We start from the raw sequence: 21,789 nt of genomic DNA, 5'->3' as shown, positions 1-21,789 counted from the left end.
GAGGACGCGCGCGGGCAGCTGCGCGCAAGACAAAGGCAGACGGGAAACCAGGGCAGCGAATGCTGCCCGCCACAGGGAGGAAAGCATGACTGGATCGTTGGACAAGAAGACGAGAAGGCTGATGGCGGCGTCCGCGCTGGCCGTCGTGGGCCTGTTCGCGACGGCGGCTGCCGCGCAGGAGAAGTTCGACCTCAACGCGCTGATCGAGGCGGCGAAGAAGGAGCCGCCGATCAACGTCTATTCGAGCACCGGCAAGATCGTGAAGCAGGCCGAGGCCTTCACCAAGAAGTACGGCATCCAGGCGACCGGCACCAAGGCGAACGCCGCCGCCCAGCTCGAAATGGTGATCCGCGAGGGCCAGGCCAAGAACGTGCAGGGCGACGTGATCCAGATCAGCGACGTGCCGGCCGGCGTGGCGCAGCTGGTGCCGCAGGGCTTCGTCGACAGCTGGCTGCCGCCGGACCTCGCCGACAAGATCCCGGCCAAATACCAGAACCCGCTGACCATCTCCAACGAGGCCAACGTCTTCGCCTACAACACCCAGCTCAACGAGAGCTGCCCGGTCAAGAACATCTGGGAGCTGACGGAGGCCAAGTGGAAGGGCAAGGTCGCCATGCAGGACCCGCTCAACAAGGCGTCCTATGTCGACTGGTTCAACCAGATGGCGACCAATGCCGACGACAAGGTGGCCGCTGCCTACAAGGAGCACTACGGCAAGGATCTGGTGACCGACGAGGAAGGCGCCACCGCCGCCTGGGTCAAGGCGCTGGCCGCCAACGGCCCGCTGCTCACCGACGCCGACGAGGCGGCCGCGCAGGCGGTCGGAGCGCCCGACCAGAAGGAGCAGTTCGTCGGCCTGATCAGCTCGGCCAAATTCCGCAACAACAAGGACGTCGGCTCAAAGCTCGGGCTGTGCACCGGGCTCAAGCCCTTTGCCGGCTGGATGTATCCGAGCCTCGGCTTCATCGCCAAGGGCACCGACAGCCCCAACGCGGCGAAGCTGTTCATCCACTACCTGATGACCGAGGAGGGCATCGCCCCGCAGGCGGCGGACGGCAAGATGTCGACCAATACCGATGCCAAGCTGCCGGACGACGAGCCGTCGGGCATCGGCAAGGCGCTCGACCAGATCTTCACCTACGATTCGGCGACGGCCCAGGACGACTGGGACGCGCGCCAGGATTGGCAGGACCTCTGGCGCGTCAACTACAAGAAATAGCACTTGCCATTGCCGCGCCCGGCAGTTCCGCCGGGCGCGTTTCAGCCGGATTTTTACGGGAGGGAACGATGAAACCGGCGTTTGGAACGAGCAGGAACAGTGCATTCTCGGCCACCGCGCTGGTCGGAATCATGGCCGCGCTGGCGATGTCGACGTCGCCTGCGCGGACCCAGGCCTTCGACGTCGACGCGCTGGTGGCGGCGGCGAAGAAGGAAGCGCCGATCAACATCTACGACAGCACCGGCAAGATCGTCGAAATGGCCGAGAACTTCACCAAGAAGTACGGCGTGCAGGCGACCGGCATCAAGGTTTCGGCCAGCGCCCAGCTCGAGATGATCGTGCGCGAGGGCCAGGCCAAGAACGTCAAGGGCGACGTGGTGCTGATCACCGACGCGCCGGCGGGCCTGGCACAGCTTCTGCCGCAGAAGTTCGTCGAGAGCTGGCTGCCGCCGGACATGGCCGGCAAGATCCCGGCGAAGTTCCAGGACCCGCTGGCGGTGACCACCAACGCGGCCATCTGGGCCTACAACACGGAAGTCTACGATTCCTGCCCGGTGAAGAACCTGTGGGAGCTGACCGAGCCGAAATGGAAGGGCAAGGTCGCCTTCTACGACCCGCTGTCGAAGGGCACTTATCCCGACTGGTTCAACCAGACCGCGACGCATGACGACGCCAAGATGAAGGAAGCCTACAAGGCGAATTTCGGCAAGGACATCGACGTCGGCGAAGACAGCGCCACGGCGGCCTGGGTGAAGGCCTTCGCCGGCAATTCGCCGCTGCTTGCGGACGCCGACGACGCGATCTCGGAAGCCGTCGGCGCGCCCGGCCAGAAGGAGCCGTTCTTCGGGCTGATGAGCTCGGCCAAGTTCCGCGACAACGCCGACAAGGGCTACAAGCTCGGCCTGTGCGAGAACATGCTGCCGTGGCCGGGCTGGACCTATGTCAAGCTCGGGCTGATCGCCACCGGCACCAAGAGCCCGAACGCGGCGAAGCTGTTCATCCGCTACATCCTCACCGAAGAGGGCATCGCGCCGCAGGTCAAGGACGGCAAGTTGCCGACCAACCCCGACATCGGCCTGCCGGCGGACGAGCCATCGGGCATCGGCAAGGTGCTGGACAAGCTGCAGCAGTACGACGCCGCGACGGCGCTCGAAGATTGGGACGCGCGCCAGGATTGGCAGGACCTCTGGCGCGTTTCCTACAAGAAATAGCTTTCCCGGTGGGCTAGGGACGGAGCCCTTCTCCTTCGGCTCCGTCCCGCTTTTTTCCTCCGGACTGACATGGAGATCTTCGCATGACCGCAACCCCGGCACGCAAACTCGCGGCGCCCAAGGCACTGCTGCTCGATTTCGGCGGCGTGGTGGTGGCGACGACGCCCGTGCCGGGCTGGCAAGCGCGGCTTGCGGCCCATGTGCGTGAATTGCTCGATCGCGCAGGCGTAGCCGCGCCGGCGCTTTCGGTCGAGCAGATCGCCGACGACATCAAGGCGGGCGGCATTGCCGACTCGCACTGGAAGGATGCGATGTCGCGGCCCTTCGCGCCGCGCGAATTGCGCCATGGGGAATTCTGGGGCGACTTCGTCGCCGGCGACTGGCCGAAGCCGGCGCAGGACGTCGTCGTGGCCGAGGCCTACGACCTCTGCCGCAAGATGGGCGGCTGGAAGAGCAGGCGTGTGCTTCGCGGCGGCATGCTCGAGTTGCTCGACGCGGCGGATGCGGCAGGCGTGCCGGTCGGCATCGTCAGCAACGCGCTGTGCGGCCAGGTGCATGTCGACTTCCTCGACGCCCACGGGCTGACCGGGCGTTTCGCCGCCATCGTCCACAGCGACGAGGTGAAGGTCCGCAAGCCGAACCCGGAGATGATCTGGCTCGCCACGCGCGCGCTCGGCATCGATGCATCCGAGGCCTGGTATGTCGGCGACAACTTCGACCGCGACGTGCTGTGCGGCGTACGCGCCGGCGTCGGCGGCAACATCCTGATGGAAGACAAGGGAACCTACGACCTGCCCTATGAGCTCAAGCTCGAGCCGGATGCCGTCGTAGCCGACCCGGCGGGCCTGCTCGCCCTGTTTGTCCAGGCGATGCGCGGGATCGCGGCATGACCGGCGTCGCCGAATCCAGGCAGCTGCGCGAGGTTGCCGAGCAGGCGGCGAAGCTGGTGCGGGCGCCGCTCCTGGCCGCGTTCCGCTCGAACATCGCCGTCGACTACAAGGTCGACCTGCACGACGTGGTGACCAGGCACGACAAGGAGTCGGAGGTGGCGATCCGCGCCTTCATCCTCGACCGGGTGCCGGACTCGGCTGTGCTAGGCGAGGAGGACGGGGCCAGCGGCGAAGGTCGCGTGCAATGGTATGTCGACCCGATCGACGGCACGGCCAATTTCGCCCGCGGGCTGGCCTTCTGGTGCGTGTCGGTGGGAGCGGTGATCGACGGCGAGATCGTCGCGGGCGCGGTCTACGATCCGGTCGCCGAACTGATGTTTTCCGCCGACCTGTCCGGCGCCTGGCTGAACGGCGCGCCGCTCAGGTCGCGCTCGGCAGCCGACGAAAGGCACGCGACGCTGATCACCGGCTATCCGGTGGCGCGCGACCTCCGGCTCGACGGGCGCGAGCCGGCGCTGGCGCATTTCGGCGAACTGGCCGAGACATTCTCGGCGCTCAGGCGGCCCGGCAGTGCGGCGCTCGGCATCTGCCACGTCGCCGCCGGCTGGGTGGATGCCGCCGCCGGCTTCGGCGTCAACGCCTGGGACGTGGCGGCTGCGATCCTCATCCTGCGGCAGGCGCAGGGCGCCTACCGGCCACTGACCCTCGGCAAGGTGGGGGCGGAGGCGCGCGACTTCATGTGCCCGGGCTATGTGGCTCTCGGCGAGGGGGCGGACTATCCGACCCTGATGCGCGTCGCGCGCGACATTTCCGACCGGCGGGACGCCGCCGCGGCCGGGCGGCCGAAGCCGTCGGTCGCCGGGGGCAAGGCATGAGGACGCGGCATGGCACGGCTGTGCACATCATGACGTCCGAATTCGCCTATCACTTTTGCCGTTATGCCGGAAAAGATTATCTAATCCTTGGCGTTGACGAATTTGCACGCGTGTGCAATCTGACCGCAGGACTTACCGATGAGCATTGACATGACCGTTCACGCCAGCGCCCCGCAGCCAGTCATGGCAGCCGACCTCGACCGGCGCGCCGCCTTCTGCCGCGAGATCGCCCGTTCCGCCGGGGCAGTGGCCCTCGACGGCTTCAGGAACCGGGTTCCCGGCTTCGGCATGAAGGGGCCGCAGGATTTTCTCACCGAAACCGATGCCGCCGTCGAACGGCATCTCAAGGCGCGCATCGCCGAGGCGTTTCCCGAAGACGGTTTCCTCGGCGAGGAGACCGGCGGGGCGCTCAAGCCGGACATCTGGGTAGTGGACCCGATCGACGGCACGGCCAATTTCGCCCGCGACATCCCGCATTTCTGCATCGCCATCGCCTTCGTCAGCAATGGCGAGACCGAACTCGGCGCGATCTACAACCCCGCCCTCGACGAGCTCTATTTCGTCCGGCGGGGGCAGGGCGCGACCTGCAACGGTAGGCCGATCGCCGTGGCCGGGACGACGGATTTCAACGCCGCCTGCGTCGAGTTCGGCTGGTCGAACCGCATGTCCAACGCCCGCTACCTCGAAGTGCTGTCGAACATCCTCGGCCAGGGCGCGAATGTGCGCCGCGGCGCTTCGGGCGCGCTGGGGCTCGCCTATGTCGCCGACGGCCGCTCCGACGCCTATGCCGAACTGCACATGAACCCCTGGGACTGCCTCGCGGGCCTGCTGATGGTGAAGGAGGCCGGCGGCGTGGTCGGGCCGTATCTCGCGATCGATGGCCTCGCAAGGGGAGGCGCGGTGCTCGCGGCGGCGCCCGGTGTCGCGGCCGGCATGAGCGAAGCGACCGGCATTGCGCTGGAAACGCGCTGACCGCGTGAACGGGGACAACCACGGACATGACCAGCCCTCGCCATGAGCGGCCGGCGCTCAGCCTGATCGAGCGCGACATCGCCGGCTACGGCGTCGACATCTATGTCGGCGGCATGGAGGGCGCGGGCGACCTGGCGGCACTCAGGCAAAGCAACATCACCACGGTGGTGAACTGCGCGGTCAATCTCGACTTCAACTATGCGACCGAAAGGTTCGGCGAAGGCGAGGGGGCGGAAGTCATCTATGGCGTCGGCGCGGTGCGCTACTACAAGCTCGGCCTCATCGACGGCCACGGCAACCCCGAGACCATGATGCTGTCGGGCTTCTACCTCTTGCGCGGTGCGCTGAGCCAGGTGCTGCCGGAAAAGGCCACCTACAAGCGACGTGAGAAGGGCAACGTGCTGGTCAATTGCCGCGGCGGCCGCAGCCGCTCGGTGTCGCTGGTGGCGCTGTTCCTGCATGTCGAGATGCCCGACAAGTTCCCGACGCTCGATGCCGCGCTCGACCATGTCCGCACCCGGCGCGAGTTGCGCCGCGACGAATGGCATGAGGCACCCAAGCCGATGCTGGTCGAGGCCGCCCGCAAGGCTGTGCACTGGATTTCGATGATCGACAGGGGATTGCCTGCGCCGACCTTTGCGACGCAGGGCTGACGGCCAAGCCGTCCAGAGAGAATGAAATGAAGATTGCCGTCATCGCCGACCCGCATTTTCACGACATCGACAACCGCCAGGGGGTGGGGCGCGGGGACAGGCTGGCGGTGCGCTCGCTGGCCGACACCAACGCCTCGACGCGCGTGTTCAACGAAAGCTACCACGCCACCCGCGCGTTGCTCGACGACATCGTCCGGCGCGGCATTTCGCTGGTCATCGTCGCCGGCGACCTGACCGACGACGGCCAGCAGTCGACCATGGCGGCGGCGGCGGCACTGCTGGCCGACTATTCGCGCCGCTTCGGCCTGCGCTTCGTGGCGACGCCGGGTAATCACGACCTCTACGCCATCCATGGCCGGCACCAGAGCAAGCGCTTCCTCAACGCCGACGGCTCGCACACGCTGGTGACCAGCGACCCGGACATGGAGCGGGGCAATTCTGCCGAGCGCATTGTTTCGGACGAGATGTATTGCGGCGGCTACGACACGGCGATCCCGGCGATGGGGACATACGGCTTCTTTCGCAGCCAGGGCGACCTGCTTTGGGAATGCCCGTTCGGGACGGACGACAGGCTCGCGGCGCGGACTTTCGAGATCGTCTCGGCCGATGGCGGAACGGTCAGGCGCATGATGGACGCCTCCTTCCTGGTCGAGCCGGTGGAGGGGCTGTGGCTGCTCTCCATCGACGCGAACGTGTTCGAGCCGAAGAACGGCGACCTCGATCCGAGGCTGGAGAAGAGCTACCACGACAGCACCGATGCCGGCTGGAACGCGATGCCGCGCAACAAGGGCTTCGTGCTCGACTGGATGAAGGACGTGGCTGCGCGCGCCGAAGCGCAGGGCAAGCAGCTGATCGCGTTCTCGCACTATCCGATCATCGATCCGCTCAACGGCACCTGGGCAGACGAGGCGAAGCTGTTGAACGACACCAGTTTCCTCAGGCGCACGCCACGGGCCGAAGTGTCGAAGGCGGCGGCTGCCACCGGCATCAAGGTGCATTTCAGCGGCCACCTGCACATCAACGACACCGCCGTCTTCCGCGACGGCGACGACTGGCTGGTCAACATCGCCGTGCCGTCGATGGTCGGCTTCCCGCCGGCCTACAAGCTGGTCGAGATCGGCGACGGACGGCTCGGCGTCGAGACGGTGGTCGTGGCCGACGTGCCTGCCTATGACACGGCTTTTGCCCTCTATCGCGTCGAGGCGGCGCGGGAGGGGACATCGGCTGCGGTGACCGAGGCGACCAGTCATGCCGATTTCCTCAGCCGGCATTTGTCCGAGATGGTCAGGCATCGCTACCTGCCCAAGGAATGGCCCCGGGACCTCGCGGCGCTCGTGCCGCAGCTCGACCTCGGCGATCTCGAACGGCTTGCGGATATGGCAGCGCCACTGACGGTGGACGACGCCCTGCCGCTGCTGGCTTCCTTGCCCAGGAGGGCAGGTGCGGATTGGCGGGAACTGCCGTTTTTCGAAATGATCGTCGACTGGTACCGGCTGCGCAAAGGGCGCGAGGTGGCGCTCGATTTCATCGAACCCGAACGCCTCGCCGCCTACCGTCATCTCGCCGCGCGCTTCGCCGCCGGCAGGTGGCCGGCTGGCTGCCTGCAGGACCGGCTGGCCTCGTACATGCGGATGCTGGTCGACTGGCTGGCGAGCGCGCCGTCACGCGACTTCTCGGTCGATCTTTCGACCGGCGAAGTGGCCGCGAAGGGTCACTTGGGGCGCACGGTGCGGCGCCAGACCGGATCGGCGTGAAAGCAGACCCTGCCGCCGCCGCGGGCGGCATCGTCGCCGTCGAGCAGCCTGGTGATATGGTCGGCGACCTGCTCGATCGGCTGGCGGAAGGTGGTCAGCTGGTATGACGCCCAGCCGGCCTGCTCGATGTCGTCGAAGCCGACGACGCAGAGCTCCGCCGGCACGTTCATGCCGAACTCGACCCGCGCCGCGTCCATGAAGCCGCAGGCGAGCAGGTCGGTGACGCAGAAGGCCGCCTCCGGCCGGTCGGAGCCGCTGAGCAGCAGCCGTCCCGCCTCGAAGCCGGCGCCGTAGCCGGTGGGGCCGGCCCGCGTGATGCTGACCGACAGGCCGGCCTCCCCCGCGGCCAGCTCGAAGGCACGCTCGCGCGCCACCAGGCTCGGCGTTCCCGCCTGCGACGACACCACGGCGATGCGGCGGCAGCCGGCGCGATGCAGCATGTGGAAGGCTTCGCGGGCGGCGGCGGCATTGTCGACGGTGATGTTCTCGGGGCCGTCGAGATGGTCGTCGCGGTTGATCAGGATGACGTGCTGGCCGCTGTTGATGCAGGTGTTGATCAGCGATGCCGGCGGCGTGCCCGAAAGCACCACGGTGGCGTTGGCGCGGTAGTTGAGCGTCTGGCGCAGTGCCGCCTCGACGCTGGCGCTGTCGCCCGAGGTGTTGATGACCATGGCGACGCGGTTGATGGCCTGCAGGCGCCGGGTGATCGCGTCGAGCAGGCGCGAATGATAGGGCGTGTTGATGTCGGCCCCGATGAGGCAGACGATGCCGCTGTCCTCGTGGATCAGGCTGCGGGCGAGATGGTTGACGTGGTAGCCCAGCTTGTCGGCCGCCTCCAGAACTCTCTTGCGCGTCGTTTCCGAAACGCTGGCGCCGTCGGTGAAGGTGCGGGACACGGCCGAGCGCGACACGCCGGCAAGCTCGGCGACCTGCTGTGCGCTGACGAAGGACCTGCCCGGTTTCAGTTCGGACATCGTTGGCTCCAGTTTGGACCGGCCGGCGAACCGTTCACGGGCATTGCACAAATGTGCAACGCCTGCACCGTGATACATTCGGACAGGCGCATCTGCAATGCTGCAATGACGATCTTGCAGCAGGTGCTGCAATGGCGGTCTGCGGCTAGGCGGCGGCGTCGATCTGCTGGAGGACGTCGCCTGGCGTGAGGTTGCGGATCAGCGTCGAGAGCTCCGGTTCGTCGATCAGCATGGCGGCATCGGCCGGGGTGAGCCAGGCGCGCTGACGGGCGCCGGCCTCCTGCCACGAGGCGAACTCCTCGCTGACTTCGATCAGGTAGGCGGTGACCTCGACATGGACGAAGCTGGTCGAGAGACGTTTCCAGTAACCATAGCTGCCGGCCGGCCTTTTCAAGGCCTTGCCCAGCACGCCGGCCTCTTCGCGGGCCTCGATCAGGGCAGCCTGGCGGGCGCTCTTGCCTTTCATCGGCCACCCCTTCGGCACGATGAAGCGGCGCGTGCCGCGGGACGTGACAAGCATGACCTCGAGCTCGCCGCCGCCATTCAGACGAAACGGAATGGCAGCGACCTGGGCGATGCGCTCGCCTTTCGTCGCCTTGCGGAGGGTCTTCTTGTCCTTAGGCATTTTCGCCCGACTGTCCTTTCCTCGTCCTTGCGGCGGACCGCTGCCGCATCTGAAGCACTTCGGCCGGCCCCGGTTCATCACAGCGAAGATAATGCAATGAACACGATTGCAAAATGCGTAAAAACCACTCACTCTGCAACAGGCCAAAGCGACGAAAGATCGTTAGACGGCGAAAAATATGGAGGGAACCAAAACATGAAGACTGCCTTCTTGTGTTCGGCGGCGCTTGCCGCGGTGCTTTCGGCCGGTGCCGGATCGGCCGCGGCCAAGAGCCTGACGCTCTATTGCAGCGCCGACGAGGCCTGGTGCCAGCAGATCAAGACCGGCTTCGAGGAGAAGACCGGCATCACCGTCGACATGACCCGCAAGAGTTCGGGCGAGACCTATGCCCAGGTGCGCGCCGAGGCGGGCAACCCGAAGGGCGACGTGTGGTGGGGCGGCACCGGCGACCCGCATCTGCAGGCAGCCCAGGAGGGCCTGACCGAGGAATATGTCTCGCCGATGCGCGGCGAACTGCACGACTGGGCGATCAAGCAGGCGGAAGCCGCCGGCAACAAGACCATCGGCGTCTATTCCGGCGCGCTCGGTTTCGGCTACAACAAGGATCTGCTCGCCAAGAACGGCCTGCCCGAGCCGAAGTGCTGGGCCGACCTCGCCAAGCCCGAATACAAGGGTCAGATCCAGATCGCCAATCCGAACTCGTCGGGCACAGCCTACACGACGCTCGCCACGATGGTGCAGCTGATGGGCGAGGACAAGGGCTTCGAATACATGAAGGCCCTGCACAAGAACATCAACCAGTACACCAAGTCGGGCTCGGCGCCGATCAAGGCGGCTGGCCTCGGCGAGACGACCATCGGCATCGTGTTCATGCATGACGCGGTGGCGCAGACCGCGGCCGGCTTCCCGATCGTGACGGTGGCGCCCTGCGAGGGCACCGGTTACGAGATCGGCTCGATGTCGCTGATCAAGGGGGCGCGCAACCCCGACGAAGCCAAGCAGTTCTACGACTGGGCGCTGTCGGCCGAGATGCAGAGCAAGGCCAAGGAGGCAAAGTCGTTCCAGCTGCCATCGAACAAGTCGGCGACGGTGTCGGAACTGACGCCGGACCTGTCGACGATCAAGCTGATCGACTACGACTTCAAGAAGTATGGCTCGAGCGAGGAGCGCAAGCGGCTGCTTGCGAAATGGGACCAGGAGGTCTCCTCGCTGCCGCAGTAATCGATGCGCTCCCGCGATTTCAGCGGCGGCCTGCATCCGACCGTTATCCTTTGGATGGCGGTCGGATGGCTCGGCCTCGCCGTGCTCCCCTGGTATGGCGTCGAAGACGGGTTCTTCGGCTTTTCCTGGCTGTTCGAGGGCTATCCGCTCGACAGCGCGTTCGCGCCCGCGCTGATCCTCAACCTGAAGGGCGAGAAGCTCTGGCTGGCGCCACTCGGCATCCTGCTCGCAGCACCGCTGCTTTTGTGGGGGCGGCAAAAATCCGACCCGCTGTTCGGCAGGCTGCTGGTCGGCATCGGTGCCGCGGGTTTCGCCTGGCTCCTGTTCCAGGGCTTCGCCATCGGCCTGCGCGGCTGGCAGTTCGGCTGGCTCGAGGCAACGTTCGGCGAGCTGGGCGACCGCCAGTTCGGCATGGGCTACGGCGCTCTGCTGGTCGGCCTCGCCTTCCTGTTCCTGTTTTCGCTGGGGCTTGCGGCGCGCGGGGCGGTCGGCGGCGACGTCTTCGTGGTCTCGACCATCGCCTTCGTGGTGGCGTCGGTGTCGCTGTTCATCTTCATGCCGATCCTTCAGATGCTGGCCAATGCGCTGCTGACGGCCGACGGCACCTATTCGTTCACGACCTTCCTCGGCAAGCTGTTCAGCGCCAGGCTGTGGGGGCTCGATTGCCTCGCCGGCGGCAGCCGCTGCGGCGTCGCCTGGAACTCGCTTTTCCTTGCGGTGCTCGTCGGCGTGCTGACGACCGTGCTGGGGCTGGTCTTCGCCCTGGTGATGACCCGCACCGGCTTCCGCCATGGCAAGCTGCTCAGGGCGCTGACGGTGCTGCCGATCATCACGCCGCCCTTCGTCATCGGGCTTGCCATCATCCTTTTGTTCGGCCTGTCGGGCGCGGCGACGCAGATGTTTTCGGAGCTGTTCGGCGTGCAGCCGACACGCTGGGTCTATGGCCTGCCCGGCCTGCTCATCGCCCAGTTGCTCGCCTTCACGCCCATCGCGTTCCTGGTGCTGATCGGCGTGGTCGAGGGCGTCAGCCCGTCGATGGAGGAGGCGGCGCAGACCCTGCGCGCCAACCGCTGGCAGACCTTCTGGACCGTGTCCTTGCCGCTGATGCGGCCCGGCCTCGCCAACGCCTTCCTGCTCGGCTTCATCGAGAGCATGGCCGACTTCGGCAACCCGCTGGTGCTGGGCGGCAATTTCGACGTGCTGTCGACGGAGATATTCTTTGCCATCGTCGGCGCCCAGAACGACGAAGCGCAGGCGGCGATCCTGGCGCTGGTGCTGCTCGCCTTCACGCTCCTTGCCTTCTATCTCCAGCGCTTCTGGCTCGGCCGGAAGTCCTACACGACCATGTCGGGCAAGGGCGACGCGGGCGTGCATCCGCAGCTGCCGCTCGGCCTCAAGCGCGCCGTCTACGGCGTCGCCGGCCTCTGGGTCGCGTTCACCATCGTCGTCTACGCCACCATCTTCTACGGCAGCTTCGTCAAGCTCTGGGGCGTCGACCACAGCCTGACCTTCGACCACTACGTCAAGGCCTTCGCCGTCGGCTGGAACGAGTTCGGCATCCACTGGAAGGGGTCGGCCTGGAGCTCGTTCTGGACGACGCTGCAGATCGCGCTGGTCTCGTCGCCGCTGACGGCGGCAATCGGGCTGCTCACCGCCTATCTCCTGGTGCGGCAGAGCTTTGCCGGCAAGAACGCCTTCGAGTTCGGCACCATGCTGTCGTTTGCCATCCCCGGCACCGTCATCGGCGTGAGCTACGTGATCGCCTTCAACGTGCCGCCGATCGAGCTGACGGGCACCGGCATCATCCTGGTGCTGTCCTTCATCTTCCGCAACATGCCGGTTGGGGTGCGCGCCGGCGTGGCGTCGATGTCGCAGATCGACAAGAGCCTCGACGAGTCGTCGCTGACCTTGGGCGCCAATTCCTGGCAGACCTTCCGCAAGGTGGTGCTGCCGCTGCTCAGGCCGGCGATCGTCGCCGCACTCGTCTATTCCTTCGTGCGTGCCATGACGGCGATCAGCGCTATCATCTTCCTGGTCAGCGCCCGCTATGACATGTCCACGAGCTATATCGTCGGCCGCGTCGAGAACAACGAATACGGTGTCGCCATTGCCTACTCGGCGGTGCTGATCGGCGTCATGCTGGCCGTGGTCGGGCTGATGCAGCTCATCGTCGGCCGGCGCAACATCGGCCGCCGCGGGCAGGAGCTGGCGCAGTCGCGCACCAATGTGAGCCAGCCGGCATTTTCGGGGGGCAGCTGATGGGCGCCCTCCGGTTGCCGCTCGGGGGCTTGATACCCCCACCCCTATCCCCTCCCCACAAGGGGGAGGGGGAATCCTATGTCCTCGTCTCGACACCAGTGGTCGGTCTTGCCTGCTGGCAAGGCGCAAGCCTCGGGGCCGCGTGTCGGAAGTTCCCCTCCCCCTTGTGGGGAGGGGTCAGGGGTGGGGGTACTGCCGGACGCAGACAGAAATCGAGGAGGCGCTGATGCCCGAGATCAAGAGCAACGCCGCTTCGGTGGAGTTCCGGGGCGTCAGCAAATTCTATGGCAAGAGCACCGTGCCGGCGGTCAACGACGTGTCGCTGTCGGTCGAGGCGGGCAAGCTGGTGACGCTGCTCGGGCCGTCGGGCTGCGGCAAGACGACGACGCTCAGGATGATCGCCGGGCTGGAGATGGCGACGCGCGGAAAAATCCTGATCGGCGGGGCAGACGTCACGCATCTGCCGGCGACGGACCGCGACGTGTCGATGGTGTTCCAGTCCTACGCGCTGTTCCCGCACATGACGGTCAACGAGAACGTCGAGTACGGGCTCAAGTTCTCCGGCTTCGCCAAGAAGGAGATCGGCGACCGCGCGCGGGCCGGATTGGAGCTGGTCGGCCTCGGCGTCTACGGCAGCCGGCTGCCGAGCGAGCTTTCCGGCGGCCAGCAGCAGCGCGTGGCGGTGGCGCGCGCGCTGGTGCTGGAGCCGCAGGTGCTGTTGTTCGACGAGCCGCTGTCCAATCTCGACGCCAAGCTCCGGCGCCGGGTGCGCGAGGAGATCCGCGACATCCAGACCAAGCTCGGGCTGACGGTGGTCTACGTCACCCACGATCAGGAAGAGGCGCTTGCCGTCTCCGACCGCATCATCGTCATGAACAATGCGGTGATCGCCCAGGATGGCACGCCGCGCGAACTCTACGACGCGCCGGCGGACGCCTTCGTCGCGGACTTCATCGGCGAGGCCAACATCTTCGACTGCGAGATCGCGTCGGTGGCCGACGGCGTGGCGCAGGTGCTGATCGGCGGGCTGGAAACCAGGCTCGAGGCGCGCGGCATGGCGCCCGGGCCGGCCAGGCTCGCGGTGCGGCCGAACCGCATCGAGATCCATCCCGCGGGGAGCCCGCGCACGTTGCCGGGGCGGCTCGACAAGGTGACCTATGTCGGCTCCGACCTGGAATTCATGGTCGGCACCGACTTCGGCGAGGTCTTTGCGGTTTCTCCCGACGTCGATGCGCCTTTCCGCCCGGGGCAGGAGGTCGGCGTCGGATTCGCCGATCGCGGACCGGTGCTGATAAGGGGGTAGGACTTTCCACACACGTCGGTCTTTTCTGGACCCTCGCGGCGGCGGTTTGGTCACGGCATGGATCCTCGGGTCAAGCCCGAGGATGACGAAGCACGAATGTTTGCCGCTAGTCGCAACCGTCGAAGTTTGGCGGCGACGTCAGCAGGAATTCGTCATCCACGGGCGGAGCAGGAGCGAAGCGACTGCGCAGACCCGAGGATCCATGCCGTGACCAAGCCGTTTCTGCCGGTGGCAAGCCGGTCCAAACGAAAGGGTCAGATAAAGCTCTGTGCTGCCGCGGCGACGGCGAGGTAGCGTGTGAGCTTGGATGTGCCCACGAGTGCCAGGAAGCTCCACAGCGGCTCCTTCAGCATGCCGGCGACCAGCGTCAGGGGGTCGCCGATGATCGGAACCCAGGCGAGCAGCAGCGACCAGCGGCCATAGCGCCCGTACCAGCGCTCGGCGCGCTCCAGCGCCGCCGGGCCGGCGGGGAACCAACGCCTGTCCTTGAAGCGCTCGACCTGCCGGCCGAGCAGCCAGTTGATCCAGGAGCCGAGCACGTTGCCGAAGGTGGCGACGGCGATCAAAAGGCCGAGCGAGAACTGGTCCTTGATGATGAGCCCGGCCAGCAGCGCTTCGGACTGTGCGGGAAGCAGCGTCGCGGCCAGGAAGGCCGCGACGAAGAGGCCGCCATAGGCGGCGAGACTGGTCATGTGCCGGACGGACTACTGGGTGGCCTGGGCCCGGCCCGAAAGGCCGTCGATGATCGGGCAGTCGGGGCGGTTGTCGCCATGGCAGTTGTGGACGAGATGGCGCAGCGTGTCGCGCAGCTCGGTCAGTTCGGAGAGCTTGCGGTCGATCTCGACCAGCTTGATTTCCGCGATGGCCTTGACGTCGGCGCTTTCGCGCTGCTTGTCGCCATAGAGCGACAGGAGCTGGCGGCATTCCTCGACCGAAAAGCCGAGGCTGCGCGAGCGCTGCAGGAAGCGCAGGCGATGCACGTCCGACATGGAATAGTCGCGGTAGCCGTTGCCGGCGCGGTCCGGGCGCAAGAGCCCGATGTCTTCGTAGTAGCGGATGGTCTTGGCCGGCAGGCCGGATTTTTCTGATGCGGCACCAATGTTCATAGGTCACTCCTCGAGCGAACTTTTCCGTTGATATAATGCTTCCAGTTACTGGAAGCTCAAGGGCATATTCGAAATTGTGAATATGGCGGGCCGGCCGGCCTGGCTGCCGGCCCGCCGATGCTCATCAGGCTTCGTAGGCCAACGAAGTCATCATGCCTGCCGCCATGTGGTAGAGATGGTGGCAGTGCAGCGCCCAGTTGCCGGCATTGTCGGCATCGAAGGCGATGGTCACCATCCCCATGTTGGACGGCACCAGCACGGTGTCGCGCATCGCGCCGGCGATGCGCTTGCCGTTGACGGCGACCACCTGGAAGCTGTGTCCGTGCAGATGCATCGGATGCGACATGGTGGTGTGGTTCATGAAGGTCAGTTCGAACCGGTCGCCGCTCTTGAGCGGGATGGGCTTGTCCTTGCCGTGGACGGCCCCGTCGAGCATCCAGACATAGCCCGGCGCCTCGGTCATCATCATGGTCTGCTGGCGGGTGGCAGCCCGTTCGGCGAGCGGCTTCACCGCCCGCAGGCGCGATTCGAGGTCGCCGGCCACGGCCGGGAAGTCGGCTTCGGCCATGTCGGCCAGCTTGGCCACGGTCGCGCCCTTGGCGGCGAGGACGACGCCGGTGCGCATGCGGCCGCCTTCCTGGACGGCGAAGACCGGCCAGGCCGAGGCTTCCTTGGGCAGCTCGACGACGACGTCGAGACGCTGGGCGACAGCGAACTCGAAGCGTGTACCCTCGATCGGCTCGACCGGCATGCCGTCGACGGCGATCAGGCGGCCGGCCAGCTTGCCGAGGTCGATCCACATGTTGGTGCTGGCGGCACCGTTGATGAGCCGCAGCCTCACCCGTCCGCCCGGCTCCACCGCGAAGACCTCGGGGTCGTCGAGGGTGCGGTCGTTGGCGAGCAGGGCATCGTACTGGACGTCCTGCAGGTGGGCGGCGCCGCCCATCTGCATGCCACCCATCTGCATGCCCCCCATGTCCATGCCGCTCATGCCACTCATGCCGCCCATGGAGCCGCCACCCATGTCCATACCGGCCATGGAATTGCCGCCCGAACCGGACATGTCCATGCCGGACATGTCATGAGCGCCGGCCTTGAGCTCGGCGAGGATCTCGTTGGGGTCGCGGAAGGTGAAATCGTGGAACAGCACGACGACCTCCTGCATGTCGGCACCGGCCTCGGCCGGATCGCGGACGATCAGCGGCGCGGCGAGCATGTGCTGCTCCTGCAGGCCAAAATGCGAGTGCATCCAGAAGGTGCCGGGCGTGGCGACGGGGAAGTCGTAGTCGAAGCCGGCGCCGTCGGCGATCGGCTCCTGCGAGATGCCTGAAACACCGTCCTGCTTCCAGGGCGGGGTGAGCCCGTGCCAGTGGATCACGGTCGGTTCGCCGATGCGGTTTTCGAGGCGCACGCGGAAGCGCTCGCCGGCATTCATGGCGAGCCCCTGCGTGCCGTCATTCTGCGTCAGGCCGAATACGTTGGCCGCACGCCCCTTGACCTCGATGACCCGCTTGCCGGCGGTGATGACCCTGTGGCCTTCGGCCCGGGCCGGACGTGCCGGAAGGAGCAGCGAGGGAACCGCGGCGACCGAAAGCGTGGCGGCCGATGCCGTCAGGAAGCGACGGCGTGAAAGCGTTTTCATTTCCAATAGTCTCCAAAACTGAAAGTGTTCCGGCCTGACCGGCCGGATCGGACGCCCCGATGGCGTCTGTCAGTTCAGGAGTAGGAGGGGGGCGTGGATGCGGCGCCGACGTCGCGCCGTGCATCGGCTCGGCGGAGAGCGGCATGAAGTTCTTCTGTGCGGTTTGCGGGAAGGCCGCGGGCATCGGCACGGGCGCGCAATAGCTGCAACTGATCGCGCACTGGGTGACGCAACCCTTGGCGTCGGTCTGCTTGGCGAGTTCGCCGGCGGCACCATCGCAGCAGAGCGTGTTGGGAACGGCGTGGTGGGCTGCCGTCTGGGCGGCATGCGCCTGGTGCTGGTTGCCGGTCGGGTGCGCGAAAGCCGCCTGCCCGAAGGCGAGCATCAAGAGCAGCAGCGCCGGAACGAACAGGCGCAACGCGGACCGTGCCAGCATGTGGAAAGGGGCTGCCGTCACCCAAGCATCTCCGCAACGGCCGACGGCGCGCCAGACGGCTGCGCGGCGCCAGTGCGTCGTTGGGTGTGATGCCGATGCTTCATGTGCATGTCGTATTATGACGCTTTCATCGGGGCCGTGGTCAAGCCTCTTTGTCGCTTTCCGCCTGCGGCGTAAAGAACACATCGGCGTGAATGTCGGCTGCATGAACGCCGCGCTCGGCCAGTACGGCCCAGGCCGCGTCGACCATGGCGGGCGGACCGGCGACATAGGCCTTGGCCCCTGTGAGCGAGGCGTGGTCGGCGGCAAGCGCATCCGTCACGAATCCCTGGCGCATGTCCGGCGCGCCGTCCTGTGCCGGAACCGGCACGAAGGTCAGGTTGGGGAACTCGTCCGCCAGTTTGCGGAAATGGTCGACGAGATAGAGGTCGCGCATGGCGCGCACGCCGAAATAGAGATGGATCGGCACTTCGGTGCCGCCGTAGAGCGCCGTCTCGACGATCGACTTCACCGGTGCGAGGCCGCTGCCGCCGGCAATGGCGACGATCGGACCGGAATGCGCCTCGCGCAGATAGGCTGCACCCGTCGGCCCCTCGATGCGGACTAGGTCACCGGCCTTCAGCTCGGCATGGATCCGGGTGCTCGTCTGCCCGCCGGGCACGGCGCGCACATGCAGCTCGATCAGTTCCTCCTCGGGGCGATTGGCCATCGAATAATGCCGAGGCGGCGCGCCTGGAACGGTGAGCGTCAGGTATTGGCCCGCTGCGAAACGGAAGGCGGAACGGTTGGCGAGCCGCAGGCGCAGGGCGAGGATGTCGTGGGTCATGGTTTCGACGGCCGCGACCTCTGCGTCCTGGGCGATGGACGGTTTCGCGACATAGGTATCGTCAAGCCACTCGACCGCAACGTCGCCGGTCGGCACCGAGCGGCAGGCGAGGATCAGCCCTTCGGCACGCTCCTCCTCGGTGAGTGCGAAGGGCGAGTGCTTGCCGAGTTCGACATCGCCGCTCACCAGCCGCGACTTGCACGAACCGCAGCGGCCCGAGCGGCAGCCATGCGGATAGTCCACGCCGGCCTCGAGGGCGGCAAGGAGGATGCTCTGGGCCTCGGCGACCGGGACGCGGCGGCCGACCTGCGGAAGGGTAAGATAGGTCATGAAAAATGCTCAGGCTGCGTGGCTCTCGCCGAGCGCCGCTTCGATCCCGCGGAGCTGGTCGGCGAAGGTGCCGTAAAAGACATGGATGTTGTCGATGATGGTGATCGGGGCGACGCGGACGCCGGTGCGGCGCTTGGCCTCCTCGGCGATGGCCGGCTCGCGCAGGTCGTGTTCGACATAGGCGAGGTTCTGCGTGGCCAGCCAGCGCTTGAGCGCGAGGCAGTCGGGGCAGGTCGGCGTCGTATAGATCTCGATCCGGGGGGCGGTTTGGTTCGACATGTGCGTGGCCTCGGAAATCCTGGGAGGGGGCCGGCCCGCCTGGGCGGCGGGCCGGAGAGGCGTCAGTGGCTGCTCGCCAGGGCTGGGCTGACGCCGATGGGGGAGCCGGTCGTGGCCCGGACCGGCGCCTGGAAGCGCTTCAGCCGCATGGCGTTGCCCAGCACGAACACGCTCGACAGCGCCATGGCACCGGCCGCCAGCATCGGCGACAGCAGCGTGCCGCTGACCGGGTAGAGCACGCCGGCGGCGACCGGGATCAGGCTGACGTTGTAGGCGAAGGCCCAGAACAGGTTCTGCCTGATGTTGGCGATCGTGGCCTTGGACAGGGCGATCGCATTGGTCACGCCGAGCAGGTCGCCCGACATCAGCACCACGTCGGCGCTTTCGATCGCCACGTCGGTGCCGGTGCCGATCGCCACGCCGACATCGGCCTCGGCGAGCGCCGGCGCGTCGTTGATGCCGTCGCCGACGAAAGTCACCTCGCGGCCACCGGCGCGCAGCCGCTTGACGGCGTCGACCTTGCCGTCGGGCAGGACCTCGGCCACCACCTCGTCGATGCCGAGCTGGGCGGCGATGGCTTCGGCCGTGCGACGGTTGTCGCCGGTGATCATCGCGACCTTCAGACCCATGTCGTGCAGGGCGCGGATCGCCTGGGGCGTCGTTGCCTTGATCGGGTCGGACACGGCGATCACCGCAGCGAGCTTGCCGTCGATGGCCGCGTAGAGCGGGGTCTTGGCCTTGTGGCCCATGCTGATGGCGGTCTCGGCGAATTCCTGCACGCCGATGCCGAGCTTGGTCATGTAGCGGTCGGCGCCGACGGCGATGCGGTGCTTGCCGACGGTGGCGCTGACGCCGAAGCCGGGCACGGCCTCGAACTCGCCCACTGCGGCCGCGGCGAGGCCTTCTTCCTTGGCGGCGGCGACGATGGCGGCAGCCACCGGGTGCTCGGACTGCGCCTCGACGCTTGCCACCAGCGACAGGACCTTGGCGCGGTCGAAGCCCTTCGCCACCTCGAGGTCGGTCATGACCGGCTTGCCGGCGGTCAGCGTGCCGGTCTTGTCGAGCGCAACGACCTGGGTCGTCTTCAGCGACTGGAGCGCCTCGCCGTTGCGGAACAGGACGCCGAGCTCGGCGGCGCGGCCGGTGCCGACCATGATCGAGGTCGGCGTGGCCAGGCCCATGGCGCACGGGCAGGCGATGATCAGCACGGCGACCGCGTTGACGAGCGCGAAGGTAACGGCAGGCTCGGGGCCGAAGAACAGCCAGACGGCGAAGGTGAGCGCCGCGGCGACCATCACCGCCGGCACGAACCAGGACGTGACCTTGTCGACCAGGGCCTGGATCGGCAGCTTCGAGCCCTGCGCGGTCTCGACCATGCGGATGATCTGGGCCAGCAGCGTGTCGGCGCCGACCTTGGTGGCGCGGTAGGTGAAGCTGCCGGTCTTGTTGATCGTGCCGCCCACGACTTCCGCACCCTCGCCCTTGCTCACCGGGATCGGCTCGCCGGAGATCATGGATTCGTCGACGAAGGACGAGCCCGACACGACGATGCCGTCGACCGGGACCTTGTCGCCCGGACGCACCTGGACGATATCGCCGGCGGCGACTTCCTCGAGCGGCACGTCGACGAACTCGCCGTTGCGCTCGACGCGCGCCGACTTGGCCTGCAGGCCCATCAGCCGCTTGATCGCCTCGCTGGTGCGGCCCTTGGCCTTCGCCTCGAGGAAGCGGCCGAGAATGATCAGGGTGATGATTACCGACGATGCCTCATAATAGACGTTGGCCGTGCCTTCCGGCAGCAGGCCGGGCGTGAAGGTGGCGACCACCGAATAGGCCCAGGCCGCGGTCGAGCCGAGGACGACCAGCGAGTTCATGTCGGGGCCCATGCGCAGCAGCGCGGGAACGCCCTTCTTGTAGAAGCGCATGCCGGGACCGAACTGCACGATGGTGGCAAGCAGGAAGTAGCCGAGGTAGAGTTCCTTCTGGCCGATGGTCATCAGCAGCCAGTGGTGCATCGGCGGAAACAGGTGCGAGCCCATTTCCAGCACGAAGATCGGCAGCGTCAGGATGGCGGCGATCGCCAGGTCGCGCTTGAGGTGGGAAAGCTCGCGGTTGCGGGCCTCCTCGCGGCTGTCGCTGGCGGCGGCGGCGTTTGCGGCCTGGCCGCGGCGCGGCTCGTAGCCCGCCTTGCGGATGGCCGCGTCGATTGCCGTGCGCGGCGCGCTGCCGGCAAAGGATTCGATGGTGGCGCGTTCGGTGGCCAGGTTGACCGACGCCTTGAGCACGCCCGGCACGGCCGCGATCGCCAGCTCGACGCGGCGGACGCAGGAGGCGCAGGTCATGCCCTCGATCTCGACTTCCGACTTTTCGACCGGCACTGCGTAGCCGGCGTTCTGGATGGCGGAGATGACGGCCCCCGACTCGACGCCGCGGTCGAAGGTGACGTCGGCGCTTTCAGTCGCCAGGTTGACGGCAGCAGACGTCACGCCCGGGACCTTGGCGATGGCCAACTCGACGCGGCGCACGCAGGAAGCGCAGGTCATGCCTTCGATGGGGAAGCTCTGACGGGTGGCGCCTGCGGACAGATTTGGTGGGTTCAGGGGTGCGTTCATGGTGCGGGACCTCATTTCGTCACTTTCGCATCGAGGTCTAGTGGTTCCAGTGTTGGGAAGGTCAACAGGATTTTTCTGGCCTCCTGAAAATAGGGTAAGAGTTTGAAAAACGAATGTTAATCGGGCTGTTCCGATCAGGATGGCGAAAAGTTCACGTCCAGACGACCGATCACAAATTCGTTACCAAGGTGACCTTTGACCTTCCAGTTGCTGGAATCACCACTTACCGGACACGGCGCCAGTGCCGGCCAGAAACAAGGATAAAGACATGCTGAAGTTGAGCGTTCCGGACATGACCTGCGGCCATTGCGCCAGCGTGGTGACCAAGGCTGTGCAGAGTGTCGACGCCGGCGCGCGCGTCGAGATCGATCTCAAGTCGCAGACCGTCTCCATCGCCACCTCGGCCGAGGCGACGAAGATCGCCCAGGTACTCGACCTCGCCGGTTACCCCGCGCAGTCGGCCTGAGCGCCACGGCTACACGACGAAGGGCGGCGCGGACCGGCAGACGGCGCGCCGCCCTTTGTGTTTGCTGGTCTTTCCAAGAAGATTTGCGCGCACGAGGAAGAGTTTCCGGCGGCGCGGGACCCCCGCGAATGTGACG

At 66.6% G+C, this 21,789-nt stretch carries 20 protein-coding genes; 12 read left to right on the top strand and 8 right to left on the bottom strand.

The window, feature by feature from the left end:
• Positions 1-85 precede the first annotated feature (85 nt).
• From J2X50_RS10520 to J2X50_RS10490, 7 genes are all read left to right on the top strand, one after another.
• A complete protein-coding gene (locus J2X50_RS10520; protein WP_429094584.1) occupies positions 86-1,219 on the top strand; it encodes an ABC transporter substrate-binding protein in 1,134 nt (377 codons plus the stop codon).
• 68 nt (positions 1,220-1,287) lie between these two features.
• Entirely contained in the window at positions 1,288-2,430 is a 1,143-nt protein-coding gene (locus tag J2X50_RS10515) for an ABC transporter substrate-binding protein (protein WP_429094582.1), read from the top strand.
• 83 nt (positions 2,431-2,513) lie between these two features.
• Complete coding sequence (locus tag J2X50_RS10510) at positions 2,514-3,320, top strand: HAD family hydrolase (RefSeq protein WP_429094580.1); 807 nt, start codon at positions 2,514-2,516, stop codon at positions 3,318-3,320.
• Positions 3,317-4,195 carry an inositol monophosphatase family protein gene (locus J2X50_RS10505; RefSeq protein WP_429094579.1) on the top strand — a complete coding sequence of 293 codons (879 nt, stop codon included), beginning with the start codon at positions 3,317-3,319 and terminating at the stop codon, positions 4,193-4,195. Before J2X50_RS10510 ends, J2X50_RS10505 begins: the two co-directional genes overlap by 4 nt.
• 138 nt (positions 4,196-4,333) lie before the next feature.
• The gene (locus tag J2X50_RS10500; RefSeq protein ID WP_429094577.1) at positions 4,334-5,167 is read left to right on the top strand and encodes an inositol monophosphatase family protein; all 834 of its coding nucleotides are present in this window, start codon (positions 4,334-4,336) and stop codon (positions 5,165-5,167) included.
• 26 nt (positions 5,168-5,193) lie between these two features.
• Positions 5,194-5,820, top strand: coding sequence for a dual specificity protein phosphatase family protein (locus tag J2X50_RS10495; RefSeq protein WP_429094575.1), 627 nt, complete (start codon positions 5,194-5,196; stop codon positions 5,818-5,820).
• 26 nt (positions 5,821-5,846) lie between these two features.
• Complete coding sequence (locus tag J2X50_RS10490; protein ID WP_429094574.1) at positions 5,847-7,574, top strand: metallophosphoesterase family protein; 1,728 nt, start codon at positions 5,847-5,849, stop codon at positions 7,572-7,574.
• On the opposite strand, the gene J2X50_RS10485 is transcribed toward J2X50_RS10490, so the two are convergent.
• Together J2X50_RS10485 and J2X50_RS10480 are read right to left on the bottom strand one after the other, a co-directional pair.
• A complete protein-coding gene (locus tag J2X50_RS10485) occupies positions 7,532-8,548 on the bottom strand; it encodes a LacI family DNA-binding transcriptional regulator (RefSeq protein WP_429094572.1) in 1,017 nt (338 codons plus the stop codon). The genes J2X50_RS10490 and J2X50_RS10485 overlap by 43 nt on opposite strands.
• A 145-nt stretch (positions 8,549-8,693) precedes the next feature.
• Positions 8,694-9,173, bottom strand: a complete 480-nt coding sequence (locus tag J2X50_RS10480; protein WP_429094570.1) for an NUDIX hydrolase — start codon at positions 9,171-9,173, stop codon at positions 8,694-8,696.
• Positions 9,174-9,368: 195 nt separating this feature from the next.
• Here J2X50_RS10480 and J2X50_RS10475 point away from each other — a divergent pair, with 195 nt between their 5' ends.
• From J2X50_RS10475 to J2X50_RS10465, 3 genes are all read left to right on the top strand, one after another.
• Complete coding sequence (locus J2X50_RS10475) at positions 9,369-10,394, top strand: ABC transporter substrate-binding protein (RefSeq protein ID WP_429094568.1); 1,026 nt, start codon at positions 9,369-9,371, stop codon at positions 10,392-10,394.
• Between the two features lie 3 nt (positions 10,395-10,397).
• Entirely contained in the window at positions 10,398-12,653 is a 2,256-nt protein-coding gene (locus J2X50_RS10470; RefSeq protein ID WP_429094566.1) for an ABC transporter permease, read from the top strand.
• 226 nt (positions 12,654-12,879) lie between these two features.
• On the top strand, positions 12,880-13,956 hold the full coding sequence (locus tag J2X50_RS10465) for an ABC transporter ATP-binding protein (protein WP_429094564.1): 1,077 nt from the start codon (positions 12,880-12,882) through the stop codon (positions 13,954-13,956).
• Positions 13,957-14,210: 254 nt separating this feature from the next.
• On the opposite strand, the gene J2X50_RS10460 is transcribed toward J2X50_RS10465, so the two are convergent.
• From J2X50_RS10460 to J2X50_RS10450, 3 genes are all read right to left on the bottom strand, one after another.
• Positions 14,211-14,648, bottom strand: coding sequence for a YqaA family protein (locus J2X50_RS10460; protein WP_429094562.1), 438 nt, complete (start codon positions 14,646-14,648; stop codon positions 14,211-14,213).
• Positions 14,649-14,660: 12 nt separating this feature from the next.
• A complete protein-coding gene (cueR, locus tag J2X50_RS10455; protein ID WP_347967842.1) occupies positions 14,661-15,062 on the bottom strand; it encodes a Cu(I)-responsive transcriptional regulator in 402 nt (133 codons plus the stop codon).
• Between the two features lie 124 nt (positions 15,063-15,186).
• Positions 15,187-16,704 carry a multicopper oxidase family protein gene (locus tag J2X50_RS10450; protein WP_429094560.1) on the bottom strand — a complete coding sequence of 506 codons (1,518 nt, stop codon included), beginning with the start codon at positions 16,702-16,704 and terminating at the stop codon, positions 15,187-15,189.
• 97 nt (positions 16,705-16,801) lie between these two features.
• On the opposite strand from J2X50_RS10450, the gene J2X50_RS10445 reads away from it, so the two are divergent.
• Positions 16,802-17,230 (top strand): hypothetical protein, encoded by a 429-nt coding sequence (locus J2X50_RS10445; protein WP_429094558.1) that lies wholly within the window; start codon positions 16,802-16,804, stop codon positions 17,228-17,230.
• Positions 17,231-17,282: 52 nt separating this feature from the next.
• Here the strand turns inward: J2X50_RS10445 and J2X50_RS10440 are convergent, their stop codons facing one another.
• The 3 genes from J2X50_RS10440 to J2X50_RS10430 all read right to left on the bottom strand — a co-directional run bounded on the left by J2X50_RS10440 (position 17,283) and on the right by J2X50_RS10430 (position 21,187).
• Positions 17,283-18,296: a 2Fe-2S iron-sulfur cluster-binding protein gene (locus tag J2X50_RS10440; protein ID WP_429094556.1), complete on the bottom strand. Its 1,014-nt coding sequence runs from the start codon at positions 18,294-18,296 to the stop codon at positions 17,283-17,285.
• A 9-nt stretch (positions 18,297-18,305) separates the two neighbouring features.
• Complete coding sequence (locus J2X50_RS10435; protein ID WP_429094554.1) at positions 18,306-18,575, bottom strand: glutaredoxin family protein; 270 nt, start codon at positions 18,573-18,575, stop codon at positions 18,306-18,308.
• Positions 18,576-18,637: 62 nt separating this feature from the next.
• A complete protein-coding gene (locus J2X50_RS10430) occupies positions 18,638-21,187 on the bottom strand; it encodes a heavy metal translocating P-type ATPase (RefSeq protein WP_429094552.1) in 2,550 nt (849 codons plus the stop codon).
• 268 nt (positions 21,188-21,455) lie between these two features.
• On the opposite strand from J2X50_RS10430, the gene J2X50_RS10425 reads away from it, so the two are divergent.
• Positions 21,456-21,653: a heavy-metal-associated domain-containing protein gene (locus J2X50_RS10425; RefSeq protein WP_347967836.1), complete on the top strand. Its 198-nt coding sequence runs from the start codon at positions 21,456-21,458 to the stop codon at positions 21,651-21,653.
• The last annotated feature ends 136 nt before the right edge of the window (positions 21,654-21,789 follow it).

This window comes from Aminobacter sp. BE322 (assembly GCF_050433525.1).
Lineage (GTDB): Bacteria > Pseudomonadota > Alphaproteobacteria > Rhizobiales > Rhizobiaceae > Aminobacter.
Note: the sequence above shows the minus strand (reverse complement) of the source record. Positions and strands in the feature narration are given on the sequence as shown.